Origin of the sequence: Ciceribacter ferrooxidans (assembly GCF_004137355.1) — a bacterium.
GTDB classification, from domain to species: Bacteria; Pseudomonadota; Alphaproteobacteria; order Rhizobiales; family Rhizobiaceae; genus Allorhizobium; species Allorhizobium ferrooxidans.
This window is the reverse complement of record NZ_SDVB01000050.1, coordinates 1-13,436: the sequence shown is the minus strand read 5'-3', so window position 1 is coordinate 13,436 and position 13,436 is coordinate 1. Positions and strand designations below refer to the sequence as shown.

At 67.7% G+C, this 13,436-nt stretch carries 16 protein-coding genes; 7 read left to right on the top strand and 9 right to left on the bottom strand.

The features are described 5' to 3' along the window. Positions 1–508 precede the first annotated feature (508 nt). Together EUU22_RS01250 and EUU22_RS01245 are read right to left on the bottom strand one after the other, a co-directional pair. A complete protein-coding gene (locus EUU22_RS01250; protein WP_129330309.1) occupies positions 509–820 on the bottom strand; it encodes a Dabb family protein in 312 nt (103 codons plus the stop codon). Between the two features lie 114 nt (positions 821–934). Then, entirely contained in the window at positions 935–1,543 is a 609-nt protein-coding gene (locus tag EUU22_RS01245; RefSeq protein ID WP_129330308.1) for a hypothetical protein, read from the bottom strand. A gap of 233 nt (positions 1,544–1,776) precedes the next feature. On the opposite strand from EUU22_RS01245, the gene EUU22_RS25940 reads away from it, so the two are divergent. Next, the gene (locus EUU22_RS25940; protein WP_280527677.1) at positions 1,777–1,911 is read left to right on the top strand and encodes a hypothetical protein; all 135 of its coding nucleotides are present in this window, start codon (positions 1,777–1,779) and stop codon (positions 1,909–1,911) included. A gap of 1 nt (position 1,912) precedes the next feature. Here the strand turns inward: EUU22_RS25940 and EUU22_RS01240 are convergent, their stop codons facing one another. Both EUU22_RS01240 and EUU22_RS25770 read right to left on the bottom strand, forming a co-directional pair. Further along, positions 1,913–3,139, bottom strand: coding sequence for a DNA-packaging protein (locus tag EUU22_RS01240; RefSeq protein ID WP_245484876.1), 1,227 nt, complete (start codon positions 3,137–3,139; stop codon positions 1,913–1,915). A gap of 238 nt (positions 3,140–3,377) precedes the next feature. Beyond that, positions 3,378–3,983, bottom strand: coding sequence for a hypothetical protein (locus tag EUU22_RS25770; RefSeq protein WP_245484875.1), 606 nt, complete (start codon positions 3,981–3,983; stop codon positions 3,378–3,380). A gap of 849 nt (positions 3,984–4,832) precedes the next feature. On the opposite strand from EUU22_RS25770, the gene EUU22_RS01230 reads away from it, so the two are divergent. Then, complete coding sequence (locus EUU22_RS01230; protein ID WP_129330306.1) at positions 4,833–5,153, top strand: MmcQ/YjbR family DNA-binding protein; 321 nt, start codon at positions 4,833–4,835, stop codon at positions 5,151–5,153. Between the two features lie 13 nt (positions 5,154–5,166). Here the strand turns inward: EUU22_RS01230 and EUU22_RS01225 are convergent, their stop codons facing one another. Then, positions 5,167–5,514: a DUF1491 family protein gene (locus EUU22_RS01225; RefSeq protein WP_129330305.1), complete on the bottom strand. Its 348-nt coding sequence runs from the start codon at positions 5,512–5,514 to the stop codon at positions 5,167–5,169. A gap of 296 nt (positions 5,515–5,810) precedes the next feature. Here EUU22_RS01225 and EUU22_RS01220 point away from each other — a divergent pair, with 296 nt between their 5' ends. Both EUU22_RS01220 and EUU22_RS01215 read left to right on the top strand, forming a co-directional pair. After that, the gene (locus EUU22_RS01220) at positions 5,811–6,062 is read left to right on the top strand and encodes a type II toxin-antitoxin system HicA family toxin (RefSeq protein WP_129330304.1); all 252 of its coding nucleotides are present in this window, start codon (positions 5,811–5,813) and stop codon (positions 6,060–6,062) included. Further along, positions 6,059–6,445 carry a type II toxin-antitoxin system HicB family antitoxin gene (locus EUU22_RS01215; protein ID WP_129330303.1) on the top strand — a complete coding sequence of 129 codons (387 nt, stop codon included), beginning with the start codon at positions 6,059–6,061 and terminating at the stop codon, positions 6,443–6,445. The genes EUU22_RS01220 and EUU22_RS01215 overlap by 4 nt, the downstream gene beginning before the upstream one ends. Before the next feature lie 4 nt (positions 6,446–6,449). On the opposite strand, the gene EUU22_RS01210 is transcribed toward EUU22_RS01215, so the two are convergent. The 3 genes from EUU22_RS01210 to EUU22_RS01200 all read right to left on the bottom strand — a co-directional run bounded on the left by EUU22_RS01210 (position 6,450) and on the right by EUU22_RS01200 (position 10,496). Further along, positions 6,450–7,898, bottom strand: a complete 1,449-nt coding sequence (locus EUU22_RS01210) for a methyl-accepting chemotaxis protein (RefSeq protein WP_129330302.1) — start codon at positions 7,896–7,898, stop codon at positions 6,450–6,452. A 95-nt stretch (positions 7,899–7,993) separates the two neighbouring features. Then, a complete protein-coding gene (locus EUU22_RS01205) occupies positions 7,994–8,992 on the bottom strand; it encodes a peptidoglycan-binding domain-containing protein (RefSeq protein ID WP_129330301.1) in 999 nt (332 codons plus the stop codon). Further along, entirely contained in the window at positions 8,964–10,496 is a 1,533-nt protein-coding gene (locus EUU22_RS01200) for a sensor histidine kinase (protein ID WP_129330300.1), read from the bottom strand. Before EUU22_RS01200 ends, EUU22_RS01205 begins: the two co-directional genes overlap by 29 nt. A gap of 474 nt (positions 10,497–10,970) precedes the next feature. Between EUU22_RS01200 and EUU22_RS01195 the strand changes: the two genes are divergently transcribed. From EUU22_RS01195 to EUU22_RS25110, 3 genes are all read left to right on the top strand, one after another. Next, entirely contained in the window at positions 10,971–11,363 is a 393-nt protein-coding gene (locus EUU22_RS01195) for a DUF5330 domain-containing protein (protein ID WP_129330299.1), read from the top strand. 194 nt (positions 11,364–11,557) lie between these two features. Then, positions 11,558–11,992 carry a SufE family protein gene (locus EUU22_RS01190; RefSeq protein ID WP_129330298.1) on the top strand — a complete coding sequence of 145 codons (435 nt, stop codon included), beginning with the start codon at positions 11,558–11,560 and terminating at the stop codon, positions 11,990–11,992. Between the two features lie 220 nt (positions 11,993–12,212). Beyond that, positions 12,213–12,386, top strand: a complete 174-nt coding sequence (locus EUU22_RS25110) for a hypothetical protein (RefSeq protein ID WP_165351030.1) — start codon at positions 12,213–12,215, stop codon at positions 12,384–12,386. Positions 12,387–12,840: 454 nt separating this feature from the next. Here EUU22_RS25110 and EUU22_RS01185 read toward each other — a convergent pair. Beyond that, positions 12,841–13,436: DUF6456 domain-containing protein (locus tag EUU22_RS01185; RefSeq protein ID WP_245484874.1), on the bottom strand; the 596-nt coding region annotated here is incomplete at its 5' end.

Sequence of the window (13,436 nt, the reverse complement as noted above, 5' to 3'; positions counted from 1 at the left end):
CACTGCGGAAACAGAGACTGGAGTTCCCCCCTTTTCACTTCGTGACATCTCCCCCACAAGTGGGGAGATCGGGCGGACGCGATGTCCCGCGCGACCGACCCTGGTGCGTGGATCCTCGGGTCAAGCCCGAGGATGACGGAGTGTGTGGAGGACCCGTGCCCAAAGAGAGATTGCGACATGGCGAAGCGGTCGAGGAGACCGGTGCGGCACACATGGCCGGCGTCGGAATTCGTGGAGGCGTATCAACGAGACCCCCCTTGCGACATATGAAGGTCGTCATCCTCGGGCTTGACCCGAGGATCCACGGGCCTCGCCGCATCGCTCGACTTTGGCCCCTCATCCGCCTGCCGGCACCTTCTCCCCGCGTGCGGGGAGAAGGGACAAGCGGCACCGCATCGGCCGTTCCCTCTCCCCGTCTTTACGGGGGTCCGAAGGACGGGCAGAGACACGCGGCTCTGCCCCGGCAGGTCAGGGTGAGGGGCAATCGTAAGGGAGGCGTGGCGCCCCCCTACCCCCGCGGCGCGGTGATCGCTGCCGCCGTATCGTAATCCGCGGCAAAGCGCCGGCCGCGCAGCGGCCGCACCCTCTCGATCGAGGTCTGGTAGAGCGGATGCGCGTGATAGGCGGCGAGTGCGGCCTCGTCCTCGAACTCGCCGTAGACCACGACGTCGATGCCGTCGTCGAAGCGGTCGGCCTTCATGTTGGTCGCGATCTCCAGACGCTTCGCCGCGGGAATGCCGGTCAGGATCGACAGGCCGTCGAGCACGGCGTCGAGGTCTTCGTGCTTCGGCACGGTGAAGAGGACGATATGGCGGATCACGGGCCTTCGCTCCGGCTTGGTTGACGGCGGGCGCCTCTCTATTCGGGCAGCCGCCGGATAGCATGGCCGCCCGCCCCGCTCAATCGCCTTCCATCGACGTTCTCGATCGGGGCGTCACCCGAGCGCCTTCCTAAAGGCGCGGCCGTAGCCGGCGACGAGCGCCGCCCGGTCGAGGCCGTTGACGATGCGCCGGGCGCCGGTCCAGTCCTCTCTGGTCGCCGAAAAGACGTCGGCGAGCGACACGCCGGTGAAGAGCCCGCGCACCATGCCGGTCACCAGCACGGTCGCCGCGACCTCCATCTCCATCGCCCGGGCCGGGTCGCTCACGAGGTCGATGCCGAGCGCCTCGGAGAGCCGCCGGTAGTTCTTCCTATGGGTGATCTGCACGAAGCCGCGGCCGAGGAAGCTCCGCCCCTTCCCGTCGCGGCGCCAGTACGGTCGGGCGACCTGCGGCAGCCGGCCTGCGGCATAGGCGCGGTCGAGGATCGCGATCGCCCTGTCGTCGGTCGAGGCGAGCGTCTCGCGCACCGGCCGCATGGTCCGCGCCGTCTCGTGGAAGGCGGTCGCCAGCATGTAGGCGAGATGGCGCGGATCGCCCTGCGGCGCCGTCTTCATCCATGCGCCGCGGATCGCCGCAATCCCCCGCACCTGCCCGTCGGTCAGGCGCCCGCCGAAGGGATCGGCCCGGATCGCCCGGTAGAAGTCACGCTCGTCGGCCGCCATCGATTCGCTCTCCCTGCCTTGCCCCGCTCCCGCGCACGGCGCCGCCGACCCACCCCTTTCCAGGGGTGCGACAGGTCCTGCGACAACGGAGCCGTGAAAAACCGCGAAACTCTAATCGTTTTAAAGAAATTCAATCGTTTAGAGCGCCCGAAGGGAGTATTTACAAAGGTTTAACACTGTGAAAATTGGACCCGTCCCTGTCGGACGCACCCGTTCATTGAGGAGAGATCCGGATGCAAGTGAAGCCCACTCAGCCCCAGACCCCTGCCCAGATCCAGGCCCAGTCGATCCCGGCCCATGTTCTCGAACGCATGGAAAACGAATGGCGCCAGATGCGCCAGGGCGCCGGCCAGCCGTCCTCCAAATAATCTAGATGCCCCTGACGCGCGGCTCGCCCGCGCGCTCCAGCATCAGCGCCGTCAGCGCCCAGACCAGCGCGTCCAGCCGGTCGGGCGAGCGGCCTGAGGAAAGCCCGTCGGGGCCGAAATCGCACATCTGGTCTTCGAGCGCGGCAAAGCGGCCGGCATGCACCACCCGGCCCTGCTCGTAGAGGGCCGCCACCGGCTCGGCCCTCAGATATTTCCCGCGCGTCGCGCGCACCAGCGTCAGCGGCAGGCCGGCATCGATGCTGCGCAGCACCGCCGCCACCATCTCGCCGCCCTGGTTCGCCTCCGCCACCACCCGGTCCGCCTCGAAGCGCCGGTAGGCGCGCACCACCGCCTGCGCCCATTGCGCCGGGCTTGCCGCCTCCACCGAACAATCGGCGAGCACCGCGGCGCGGCCGTTCTCCTCGAGCCCGGCCACCACGATGCCGCAGCAGCTTTCGCGCCCGGTGCCCGACGGCGGATCGACCGCCACGACGATGCGCCGCAGCGGCCCCGTCAGCTTCACCGTCAGCGCCTCGATCCGCTCGCGTTTCCACAGCGCGTCCTCGCGGTCCTCGATCAGCTCGCCGTCGAGTTCCTGCCGGCCGAGCCGCGTGCCGCCGTAGCGGTCCTGAAGCGCTGCGATGAAGCCGGGCGCGAGGTTCTTCGCATTGTCGGCCGTCGAAAGCCGGCTCACCCGCGTCCCCTTGCCGGCGATTAGCCGTTTCAGGAGCGGCAGCGGCCGCGGCGTCGTGGTCACCAGCTCCCGCGGTGCGGCGCCGAGCCTCAGCGCAAACTGCAGCATGTCGTAGGTCTCGTCGGGGTATTTCCATTTCGCCAGCTCGTCGCACCAGGCGAAGTGGAACTGCGGCCCGCGCAGGCTCTCCGGGTCCTCGGAGGAGAAGAATTGCGCAATCGCCCCGTTCGGCCAGAGGAGCCGGCGGCGCGAGATTTCCACCTCCGGCCGCATCCGCCGGGCGATCCGCCAGATGCCGGAGGCACCGTCGACCATCACTTCGCGGGCGTCGCCGAGCGTTTCGGCGACGAGCGCGATGCGCAGATCGCTGTGCGGGCCGGAGCTGAGCGCCAGCGCATGCACCCATTCCGCGCCGGTGCGGGTCTTGCCCGAACCGCGTCCGCCGATCACCAGCCAGGAGCGCCAGTCGCCGTCCGGCGGCTTTTGCTCCGGCCGGCCGGTGAATTCCCAGCTCCGTCCGATCCGTCTCAGCACCGCCGGATCGCAGAGCGCCAGCCGCGCGAGCACGGCGCCGACATCCGGATCGGCGACGATGCCTTCCGCGGGCCGAGGTTCCTGCGCCTGCAGCGGAAGACTTGCTGCGATGGCGCCGGCGAGACTCCCCACCGACGCGACGCTTCGCGCCCTCAGGGCCTCTATGCCGTCGAACCCCTTGCAGTTCTCGTCAAGCGCCGTCGTCAGGCCTTTTCCAGCCTTCTTCACCACGCGCCTGTCATCCGCTTTCTGCGCCCGGCGGGCTTTCCGGTTCACCGGGATCGCCGGGACTGTCCCGGGCAGCAACAGCAGCGCCGTCGCGGGCTGCGGTCCAGCTCTGAAGGAGCCGTCTTGCGCGGGCATCGGCCTGTGCGTCGATAATCGCCCGAAGTTCCGCCCGGATTGCCGCATCGCCACCCTCTTCCTCGGCCAGGAGTTCCGCCGCCTCGCGGTCGCGGACGATCTGCCGCTGCAGGCCGTCGATCTTTTCGAGCGTCCGGACGAGCAGCGCCATGGCATCGGTCGCCGCCTTCGCATCGGCCCGCGCGGCCTTCGCCGCCGCCTCGTCCTCGCCGGCGATCAACGCCTCGGCCGAGGCCCGCAGCCTTCGGAAAAGCTCGAACTGGTCGCGCATCTCCGCCGTCAGGTCATTGAGGAGCATCTGGAATTCGTCGACCGGCGACGGCCGCTCGGCCGACTTCAATTCCAGGAACAGCCGGCCGATCGCCCGGCGCACCCGCGGCGGTGCCTCCCGGCCCGCGACCTCCGCCACAGGCTCCGCGCCCGCCTCTCCTGACGGCCAGAGGCCGAAGACCGAAATGTCGAATTCGGCGGGATCGTCCATCGCCTGATCTCCCTGCCGGCCGCTCTCCCGCGCCGACGAAAAAAGGCCCGGGGGAACCCCGAGCCTCGAATGATTGACAGTGCCTGGCGGTACCGCGGTTCGATCTCCCCCCTTGTGGGGGTTGAGGAGCGGCCGGCGAAGCCGGGCAATCGATCCAGTGAATCGATTGCAGCGACGAACGCCGGCAGGGCAGAGGGGGGTATCACCGAGAGCGACGAGATTGGGGTCACCCCCTCTGTCGGCTCCGCCGACATCTCCCCCACAAGGGGGGAGACCGGGCAGCGCATCCATCGCCTCCGTCTTGCCGGGCCTGACCCGGCATCCAGCCACGACGCGTCCGCACCGTGAAAAACTCTTTTGCGATCAATGACTTGAACGCACTCGCATTACGCCAGCGCGGTACCGCGGTTCGATCTCCCCCCTTGTGGGGGAGATGCCCGGCAGGGCAGAGGGGGGGTATCACCGCAGGTCCCAAGATCGGAGGTCCGCCCCCCTCTGTCGGCTCCGCCGACATCTCCCCCACAAGGGGGAGACCGGGCAGCGCATCCATCGCCTCCGTCATGCCGGGCCTGACCCGGCATCCAGCCACGGCGCGTCCGCGCCGTGAAAGACTCTTTTGCGATCAAGGACTTGATCGCACCGGATCCCGGATCATCCTCGGGTTCAACCCGAGGACGGGGATGACGGCGACCTTTTGCGCCAAGGGCACCACCGGGCCACCCCGGCCGCACCTCTTCGACCATGACAAAAGACTAGCAAACGACCGTCACGTCGTCAAGGATTATTTTCCTATCCATTGTCCCGCCTCCCACTCTCCCCTATCCTCGCGCGGGGAGGAAGGAGACCGTCATGACCGAGGACGAGGTTGCCGCTCTTGCGCTGTCGCTGCCCGAGGCGGAGGAGAGCGCCCATTTCGGCAAACGCGATTTTCGCTTGCGCAACAAAGTCTTCGCCACCCTGCCGCGGCCGGGCGAGGTGGTGCTGAAGCTTACCCCCGACCGGCAGGCGCTCGCCGTCGCGGCAGCACCCGGCCTGCTTTCGCCGGTTCCCGGCGCCTGGGGTCTCAAGGGCTGGACGGTGCTGCACTACGCGAGCGCCGAGCCGGCGGATGTCGCAGATCTCCTCAGCAAGGCGTGGGAGACGGTCGCGCCGAAGCGCCCGCGGGGCTGAGGACGCCCCTCGCCTACCCCTCGCCGCCGGCGATGGGCAGCACGCCGTCGAGGTCGTCGGTTTCGAGTTCCACCACCCAGTAATCGGGGTCGAAGCGGCCCTCGCGCGCAAGCAGCGCGTCGACCTCGCCCGCCTCGACGCGCATCAGCCGCACCTCGAAGCCGCGGTCGTCGCGCCCCTCCTCGGCCATCAGGCTCTGCGGCGCCGGGCCATAGAGCGTTTCGAGCCCGTCGCGAAAGCGCTGGCGCACGTAGATCGCGCCCGCCTCCTCCGCGCCCTTGCGGGCGACGGCGGCAAACCCGCCGGACGAAAACACGCGGCGGACGAGCGCGGAGACGAAGATGTCGGAACGAAGACGCATCCGCGCGTCATAGGGCAAGCGGGGAGAGAAGGGAATGGGGGAGAGGAGGTGGCTGCGTGCGTCAAACCATGCTCCGGAAACTTGGTGAAGAATGCTCGGACCAACACGAGCGGAGCGTGACACACAGAGCTCTACCCTTGACTGCAATCTTGCGTTGCGCAACCATCTCAAACATTGGCCACGCAGCCACCGGTTTGAATGTTTCGGAAACTTATCTCATATGAACGGCCACCGAATGCGACTATATTTCAGTTGCACTGCCGCATCGAAACGGCGTAAAATTTCGGCGAGAAGACATGTCGCGCGGAGATAGGCTTGTCGAGGACTTCAAGGCGTGCCGAGGACCGTTTCCTTACAGGGAGCTTGTACGGATGCTCGCAAATCTCGGCTTCGAGGAAAAAGACGCTGGCGGAGGATCGAGACGGAAGTTCGTCCATTCCTCCACGAAACAGATCATCCGCCTGCATGAACCCCACCCCGGAAACGAGATAAAACCGTATATGGTCAGGCAGATACGCGAGCAGCTGATCGAGCAGGATTTGATATGAAAACAATCATTTACAAGGGCTATCAGGCGTCCGTCGAGTTCGATGACGGCTCGCTCTTCGTCAAGGTGCTTCATATCGACGACGTGCTGGTCGCCGAATGCGACCGCGCGAGCGAAGCCGAGGCGGTCGCCCGTGACCTCATCGACGCCTACCTCGCGGACTGCGAGGAAGAAGGCCGCGAACCGGCGAAGCCCTACAAGGGCAGCTTCAATGTGCGGATCTCGCCCGATCTGCACAAGCGTGCCGCGATGAACGCCGCAGCAGAGGGGCTATCTCTCAACGGCTGGATCGGCCACGCGATCGAGGAAAAGCTCGCGCGCGCCGGGCGACCTCATCGCGCCGAAGCCAGTCCCTCAGACAAACGGCAGGCAATTCGGGCCTGACCCCTCACACCCTGACCGCCAGCCTCAACCCGCCCCAGTGGCGGCCGGAGACCATGATCGGGGCGGAGATGTCCTTCATCACGACGAAATTGCCGCCGCCCATGTCGCGGCGGTAGGTCTGGACGAGGAAGGGGGCCGTCGAGCGGCCGGCGGCAAGGCCGACGCGATCGGCGAAGATGCGGCGGTTGCGGCAGTTGGCGGTGTTCCACACCGCATCGCCCGGCCGCTGCGGCTCGGAGAACTTGCGGTTGTGGGTCGGCAGGTAGCCGTTGACGTCGACGGCGGCGCAGAAGCCGACGCGGTCGCTCAAGGAGAGCACCGGCTCGAGGATCGGCGGCAGCACCCTGTCGGTGAATTCGGTGAAGCGGGCCATCATCTGCACCGGGTCGGTGCCGGGGATCGGCCGGTACTGGCGGTCGAAGAGCGCGTCGATCGCGATGCGGCCGGTGCGCACGCCCTCCTCGAAGGCCGCCGAGATGCCTTCGGCCACCCCGCGGGCGGTGCGGATCCAGGCGCTGTCGACGGTCTCGATGCCGGCGCTCGCGGTGAGCTGGATCAGCGTCTCGGAAAGGTTCACCACCTTGTCGACGCGGGCGGCGGCGGCCTGCAGCGCGCCGTCGGAGCTTCTGACCTCGCCCGCCATCTCGCCGAGCGTGACGACGAAGGCGGAGCACTGGCCGTTCACCGTCTCGGTGGTCTTCGCCATCACCGACGCACTGTCGAGGATGCGGGTGATCACGCCTTCCATGGTGCCGAAGGACTGGTTCATCGCCTGCGAGGTCTCGCGCACGTCGAGCGCGCTCTCGCTGGCGCCCTTGCCGGCGGTGGCGAGCTTCTCGATCTTGCTGCGGATGTCGTCGAGGATCGCCTGGATCGAGGCGGTCGCCTGCGAGGTCTGCAGCGCCAGCGCGCGGATTTCCGAGGCGACGACGGCAAAGCCCTTGCCGGCCTCGCCGGCGCGCGCCGCCTCGATCGCGGCGTTGAGCGCGAGCAGGTTCGTCTGGCGGGCGATGGTGCCGATCTCGGTCGCCACCTTGTCGACGTCCGAGAGCGAGCGCGAGAAGGTGCCGATCTCGCTGCTGATCTCCATCGAGGCGTTGACCATCTGGTCGATCTTGCCGACCGCGCCGGTCATGCGGCCTGCCGAGTCCGACAGCATCCGGCGGGCCTCGCCGGCGGTGGCGTCGGTTTCGCCGAGCGCGGAGGCGACCGCATTGTTGGTTTCCGCGATCGAAAGGGCGGTGCGGGTGATCTCGTCGAAGGTCACGGCATGGCGCTTCGACATCGCCGCGACGTCGGTGATCGCGCCGGCGATGTCGACGAGGTCGATGCCGAGCTCGGAGGCCTCGCGGGCCATTTCGGAGACGATCCGCTTGAGGACGGCGGCGTCCGCCGCAGCCTCCTCGCGCACATCATGCTCTTCACTCACGGCGAGCGCATTCGACACGGTCATTGAAAACCCCTCCCAAGATTCGGAGGATCATCGCAGATCGTGGTTAAGGCTTTGCAAATATTCGCATATAGACGAAAGTCTAAGATCAGGCACAATCAGAGCGCGCCGATGTCCTTGAGCTTCTTCAGCACCGCCGGGTTCGGCTCGCCGGTTTCCGGCAGGCGGTAGTGGCGCTCGAAGTGGCGGATCGCCGCCCGCGTCTCCTCACCTGCGACGCCGTCGACCTTGACGTCGCTGTAGGCGATGTTGCTCAGCCCCTGCTGGATCGCCATCACCAGGTTCGGGTCGGCGCCGCCGGCGATTGCCTGCGGGATGTCCTTTGCCGGCCGCAGCACCGCCTCGACGGCGCGCTCCTCCGTCTGCGCCTTGCGGCGCTTTTCCGATACGGTGGTGACGGTGCGCTCGGCGCTGCGGATTGCGGCGGCGACCGGGTCCTCGCCGGCTGCGGGCGAGATGTCGCCGGCCGGGCGCTGGGCCGGACGAACGGCGACGGCGCCGCTTTCGACGGTGAGGGCTGCGAGAAGTTCCGGGCTCGGACGCCCGTCCGCCGGCATGGCGACGGATTTCTGGAAGGCGGCGATCGCGGCTTCCGTGCGCGGGCCGGTCACGCCGTCGACGGTGCCGTCGTAGAAGCCGCGGCGGGCGAGCGCCTCCTGCACGGAACGCACGAGGCCGGTATCGGCCGCAGCATCAACGGGGGGAACGGCGGCGGTCGTCTCGTTCACCGCGGGCGCAGACGTGGCGGCCTCGGCCGGGGCCGCGGCATCGCCCTCCTGCGGCTCCTCGGCCCGCTCGATGCGGAAGGTCGTGACCCGCGCGGGATCTTCCATCAGCGGATTGCGGGTGAGCCCGGCGAGCGCGTTGAAATCGGCCCTGTCGCGGGTGCGCCAGAAGGGCGAGGGATGGACGCCCGGCTGATACCACAGCGCGTTGGCGGCGATCATGCCGAACACGACGCAAAAGGCCGCCGCCCCGCCGACACCAACGGGATGGCGAGCCGCGAAACCGGCGAGCGCGCCGGCAGCCCGCGAGGCGAAGCCCGGCGCGCGGCGCGCGGGCTTCCTCTCAGGCGATTTTCGCTTTCGCTTCGTCATGCACCCATTCGTCCTTCGTTCGCGCGGCCACGGCATCCTCCGCCTTCAGCCGCGGCGGGAAGTCCACCCTGTTGTCTGCGCCGGCCGTATCGCCGACAGCGATGATACCGGAGCCGTCCGCCGGCAGCGTAACCGCCACCACGGTGCCCTCGCCCGGCCGGCTCGTCATTTCGAAACGGCCGCCATGCAGCGCCGTCAGGCCCTTCACCAGCGACAGCCCGAGCCCCGAACCCTCGTAGCGGCGGTTGAGCTCGCCGTGGATCTGGGTGAACGGCTTGCCGATCAGCGACAGCTTTTCCGGCGCGATGCCGATGCCGGTATCGCTGACGACGATCTTCAGTTCGCCGCCCTCGATGCCCGCGTCGATCGTGACCGCGCCGCCGGCTTCGGTGAACTTGATGGCATTGCCGACCAGATTGATCAAGACCTGGCGCACCGCGCGCTCGTCGGCGACGACCTCGCCGAGGCCGCGGCCGAGCCGGCTCGTCAGCGTCACGCCGCGGGTCTTTGCCTGCAGCGACAGCATGTTTTCGCAATGGCTGATCGTCTCGGCAATCGCGAAGGGTTCGAGCGTCAGTTCGTAGCGGCCGGCCTCGATCTTCGACATGTCGAGCATGGCGTTGACGACCGAAAGCAGGTGGGCGCCCGACTGGTGGATGAGGCCGACATATTCGCGCTGGCGGTCGTTCTGGAGCTTGCCGAAATACTCGCCCGCGAGGATGTCGGAGAAACCGAGGATGGCGTTGAGCGGCGTCCTGAGTTCGTGGCTGACGGCGGCGAGGAAGCGCGATTTCGTCTCGTGCGCGTCGGCCGCCTCGCCGGCCATGCGGCGGGCCTCGTCGCGGATGCGCATCTCGCCGGCGATGTCGAGGATCTGGGCGTGGACGGCGGAAAGCGCACCGTCGGCGCCGCGCACCGCGGTCATGTCCATGCGGACGTTCATGAATTGCGACTGTTCGAGCCCGAGCATCGGCCGGTCGAGGCGAAGATCGATCGCCACCGCATCGACGCCGGCGCGCAGGTCCGCGAGCGCCTCGACGAAGCCGAGCCGGTCGGAGACATGGACATGCTCGACGAAGGGGCGGTCGATCGGATCGCGGAGGAAAGAGAAGAACACCTCGCGGTCGCGGCCGCCGGCGGCGCGCACCAGGCCCTTGGCATCGAGCCGGAGGAGAAGGCCGGGGCAGGCATCGGCGGAGAAGCCGTCCTCGGCGGACGCTTCGGCCGTCTCGCCCGGACGGGCGGGCACGCGGGCGAAGGCAAAGGCGACGACGCTTGCAAGAAGGAAGAGCGAGAGGACCAGCGCGAAGCCGAGCGGCAGCGCGACGGCCGGGCCGGCGACGAAGAGGAGTGCGGCGGGAACAACCGGAACGAGCGGCAGGAAGGCCTGCATCACGCGGCGCAGCAGCACCACGTCGGCCGCTGCAACGGACCGTCCGGCGCCGGTACGCGCAAGGCAGGCATGCGCCGCGTCATGCAGCACCGCCACCGTCATGTCAGCCATTTTACTCAATACCAGCACGCCAAATTTCCGCGAACGCTTGCACTCTCGAACCACCCCGACCATAGGCGCCGCGCGCTTAAGGAAAAGATAAAGCAAGGGGGTGCAAGGCCCCTCGCAAGGCCCGGTTTGCGCCATTCCGAAACACCGGGCCCAAGCTTTCGCATTCATGGTTAACGGGGCGTAAGCGACGGAAATTACGGCATTTTCTGGGCCGCGTTAACTTTTGACCGAAGGCCGCGCGGCAAATCGCCGGGATTTCGGGGAACCACCCCCTGTTTATGCTTAACGGCGATTGCTAAAACTTGATGCAAATGGTGCGTGAGGGCCGGATCGTTAGAATTTTAGTCAATTTCGCCGAAAACCTGAGCGAGTTTTGCAAAGCGAAATTACCACCCCGCGAATAGGCTCCCCTCACACGCCGGGAAGGACCCGGCAGCCGGTACGGACCGGTGATGCTCGGACGGGTAAAACGCAATGTGGTTTCTGATCAAAGGAACGTTCTGGTTTTCGATGGTGCTGGTGCTGCTCTCGTATTTCGGCACCCGGCCGGAGGCGCAGGATGCCGGCGCGTCGCTCGACGTCGCCGACGCGATCTCGGCGGCCACCGACGCCTATGCCTATGTGAGCGAGATCTGCAGCGTGAAGCCGGATGTCTGCGTCAAGGGTGCGGAAACCTTCGCCGCCCTCGGCGAACGGGCCCGTGAAGGCGCCCTCGTCGCCTACCAGCTTCTCGACCGCCAGTTCGGCGACGAGGCCAAGAGCGAGGACGCCGCAACCGCCGACGCCATCTCGGACGTCATCGTGACCGGCACCGTCAACACGTCTGAAGGCGCCGTACCGACGCCGCGGCCGAAGCCTGCCACCTGATTTTGAAAGCTCGCCCGGCGCGGTTGCCGCCCCGGGCCCCATGACTGCCATACTGCCATACTGTCGACTTGTGCCCCTTTCGGCCGACGCGGTGCCCTTCAAAAGGTGCCGCGTTTTTCTTTTCCCGCAGCGCAACAGTTCAATTCACCGCCGAGATCGCCTATATCGGTAGGAGACAACGCACGGAGCCGGGAATGACCACCCTGCAGGACATGATCGACGATTTCGCCTTCCTCGACGACTGGGAGGACCGCTATCGTTACGTCATCGAGCTCGGCAAGGCCCTGCCCGACCTGCCGGAGGCGGAAAAGACCGCCGAACGCAAGGTGAAGGGCTGCGCGAGCCAGGTTTGGCTGGTGACCAGGGTCGGCGAAGGCGACGACCCGGTGATCGCGTTCTCCGGCGATTCGGACGCCCATATCGTGCGCGGGCTGGTGGCGATCGTGCTCGCCGCCTATTCCGGCAAGCGCGCCTCCGAGATCGTCAAGTTCGACGCGATCGACCTCTTCGGCAAGATCGGCCTCATCGAGCACCTCTCCGCCCAGCGGGCGAACGGGCTGCGCTCGATGATCCAGCGCATCCGCGAGGAAGCCGCCCAGGCGCTGGTGGAAGGCGCACCCGGACGCTGATCGCTTGGCCCTGCCGCCGCTCGTCTGCTTCGGCGCGGTGCTGCTTGTCCCTTCTCCCCGCGAGCGGGGAGAAGGTGCCGGCAGGCGGATGAGGGGGGATCACTGCCAACACCGAGACTGAGGATTCACCCCCCTCTGCCCTGCCGGGCATCTCCCCCACAAGGGCAGGGCAATTGCATAGGAATTTTGAGCAGCGCACGAAGCGAAGGGAGAGGTGGGCGTGAAGGGCGAAGGTAAGGGGCGCGCCCCTCCCAACCACCGTCATGCCGGGCTCGACCCGGCATCCAGTCGCGCGATGTCGATCGCGCGGGGAGACGTCTTCGCCTTCCTCGAAATACAATCTTTCGGCTCGCCGACGCTCGCCGGCTGGATGCCGGATCATCCTCGGGTTTAACCCGAGGACGGGCATGACGGAGACGATGGATATCCGCCCACTCCCTCTTGCGGGGGAGATCGGCAAGCGGCACCGCGCCGGCCGTTTCCGCACGAAGCGAAGGGAGAGGTGGGCGTGAAGGGCGAAGGTAAGGGGCGCGCCCCTCCCAACCACCGTCATGCCGGGCTCGACCCGGCATCCAGTCGCGCGATGTCGATCGCGCGGGGAGACGTCTTCGCCTTCCTCGAAATACAATCTTTCGGCTCGCCGACGCTCGCCGGCTGGATGCCGGATCAAGTCCGGCATGACGGAGGCGATGCGTGTCCTCCCGGTCTCCCCCCTTGAGGGGGGTGAGGAGCGGTCGGCGAAGCCGGGCAATCGATCCGGTGAATCGATTGCAGCGACGAACGCCGGCAGGGCAGAGGGGGGTGAAGGCCTCGCTCAGCCACAGCCGCACCCCGAACAGAACCGCTCCTCAGCCGATCTCGGGACGATAGTCCTCCGCGCCCCAGTGGCGGGTGTGCCGTCCCGCAGCCGCCGGCGGGGCGTAATGGCGGGCGAGCGCCATCAGCGCGGCGCGCAGCATCAGCTTTGCCGAGCGCACCGGCCATTGCCGTTCGCGCTCCACCGTTTCCAGCCCCTTCATGAAGCAGCAGACGTCGAGCGCGACGCCCGCGAGTTCCGGCCCCATGGCCTCGACCGCCGCCGTCACCCGGCGCCTTGCGGCAAGGGCGCTGTCGCCGAGCTCCGCAGCACCGCCGGCCGCCCCCTTGACCCGGCTCGAAAGCCGCGGCTCCCACGAGGAGGTGATGCGCGGCTGCAGGCCGGCGCGGAGGAAATCGGCGGCGAGCCGCTCGCCCGCCTCGATCGCCTGCTTATCGAGGAAGGGCCTGCCGTCCCGACCCTTCAGGCGGGCGAGCGGGCCGAGCGGCGATTCGGCGAGGTTGCGCCTGACGCTCGCCGGCCGCCCCGCCTCCCCCTCCCCGCCCGGCAGCGCGCAGACTTCGATCTCGCGGTGCTGGTCGGCAAAGCCGCCGGCCTCGGGATCGGTGAGTGCGCGGCGGAGGAAGG

Bases quoted from the DNA above. Each gene is read 5' to 3' on its own strand.
- EUU22_RS01245 (WP_129330308.1), bottom strand. From the start codon at position 1,543: ATGGCGGCCGACGAGCGTGACTTCTACCGGGCGATCCGGGCCGATCCC.
- EUU22_RS25940 (WP_280527677.1), top strand. From the start codon at position 1,777: ATGCAAGTGAAGCCCACTCAGCCCCAGACCCCTGCCCAGATCCAGGCC.
- EUU22_RS25770 (WP_245484875.1), bottom strand. From the start codon at position 3,983: ATGGACGATCCCGCCGAATTCGACATTTCGGTCTTCGGCCTCTGGCCG.
- EUU22_RS01230 (WP_129330306.1), top strand. From the start codon at position 4,833: ATGACCGAGGACGAGGTTGCCGCTCTTGCGCTGTCGCTGCCCGAGGCG.
- EUU22_RS01225 (WP_129330305.1), bottom strand. From the start codon at position 5,514: ATGCGTCTTCGTTCCGACATCTTCGTCTCCGCGCTCGTCCGCCGCGTG.
- EUU22_RS01220 (WP_129330304.1), top strand. From the start codon at position 5,811: ATGTCGCGCGGAGATAGGCTTGTCGAGGACTTCAAGGCGTGCCGAGGA.
- EUU22_RS01215 (WP_129330303.1), top strand. From the start codon at position 6,059: ATGAAAACAATCATTTACAAGGGCTATCAGGCGTCCGTCGAGTTCGAT.
- EUU22_RS01210 (WP_129330302.1), bottom strand. From the start codon at position 7,898: ATGACCGTGTCGAATGCGCTCGCCGTGAGTGAAGAGCATGATGTGCGC.
- EUU22_RS01205 (WP_129330301.1), bottom strand. From the start codon at position 8,992: ATGACGAAGCGAAAGCGAAAATCGCCTGAGAGGAAGCCCGCGCGCCGC.
- EUU22_RS01200 (WP_129330300.1), bottom strand. From the start codon at position 10,496: ATGGCTGACATGACGGTGGCGGTGCTGCATGACGCGGCGCATGCCTGC.
- EUU22_RS01195 (WP_129330299.1), top strand. From the start codon at position 10,971: ATGTGGTTTCTGATCAAAGGAACGTTCTGGTTTTCGATGGTGCTGGTG.
- EUU22_RS01190 (WP_129330298.1), top strand. From the start codon at position 11,558: ATGACCACCCTGCAGGACATGATCGACGATTTCGCCTTCCTCGACGAC.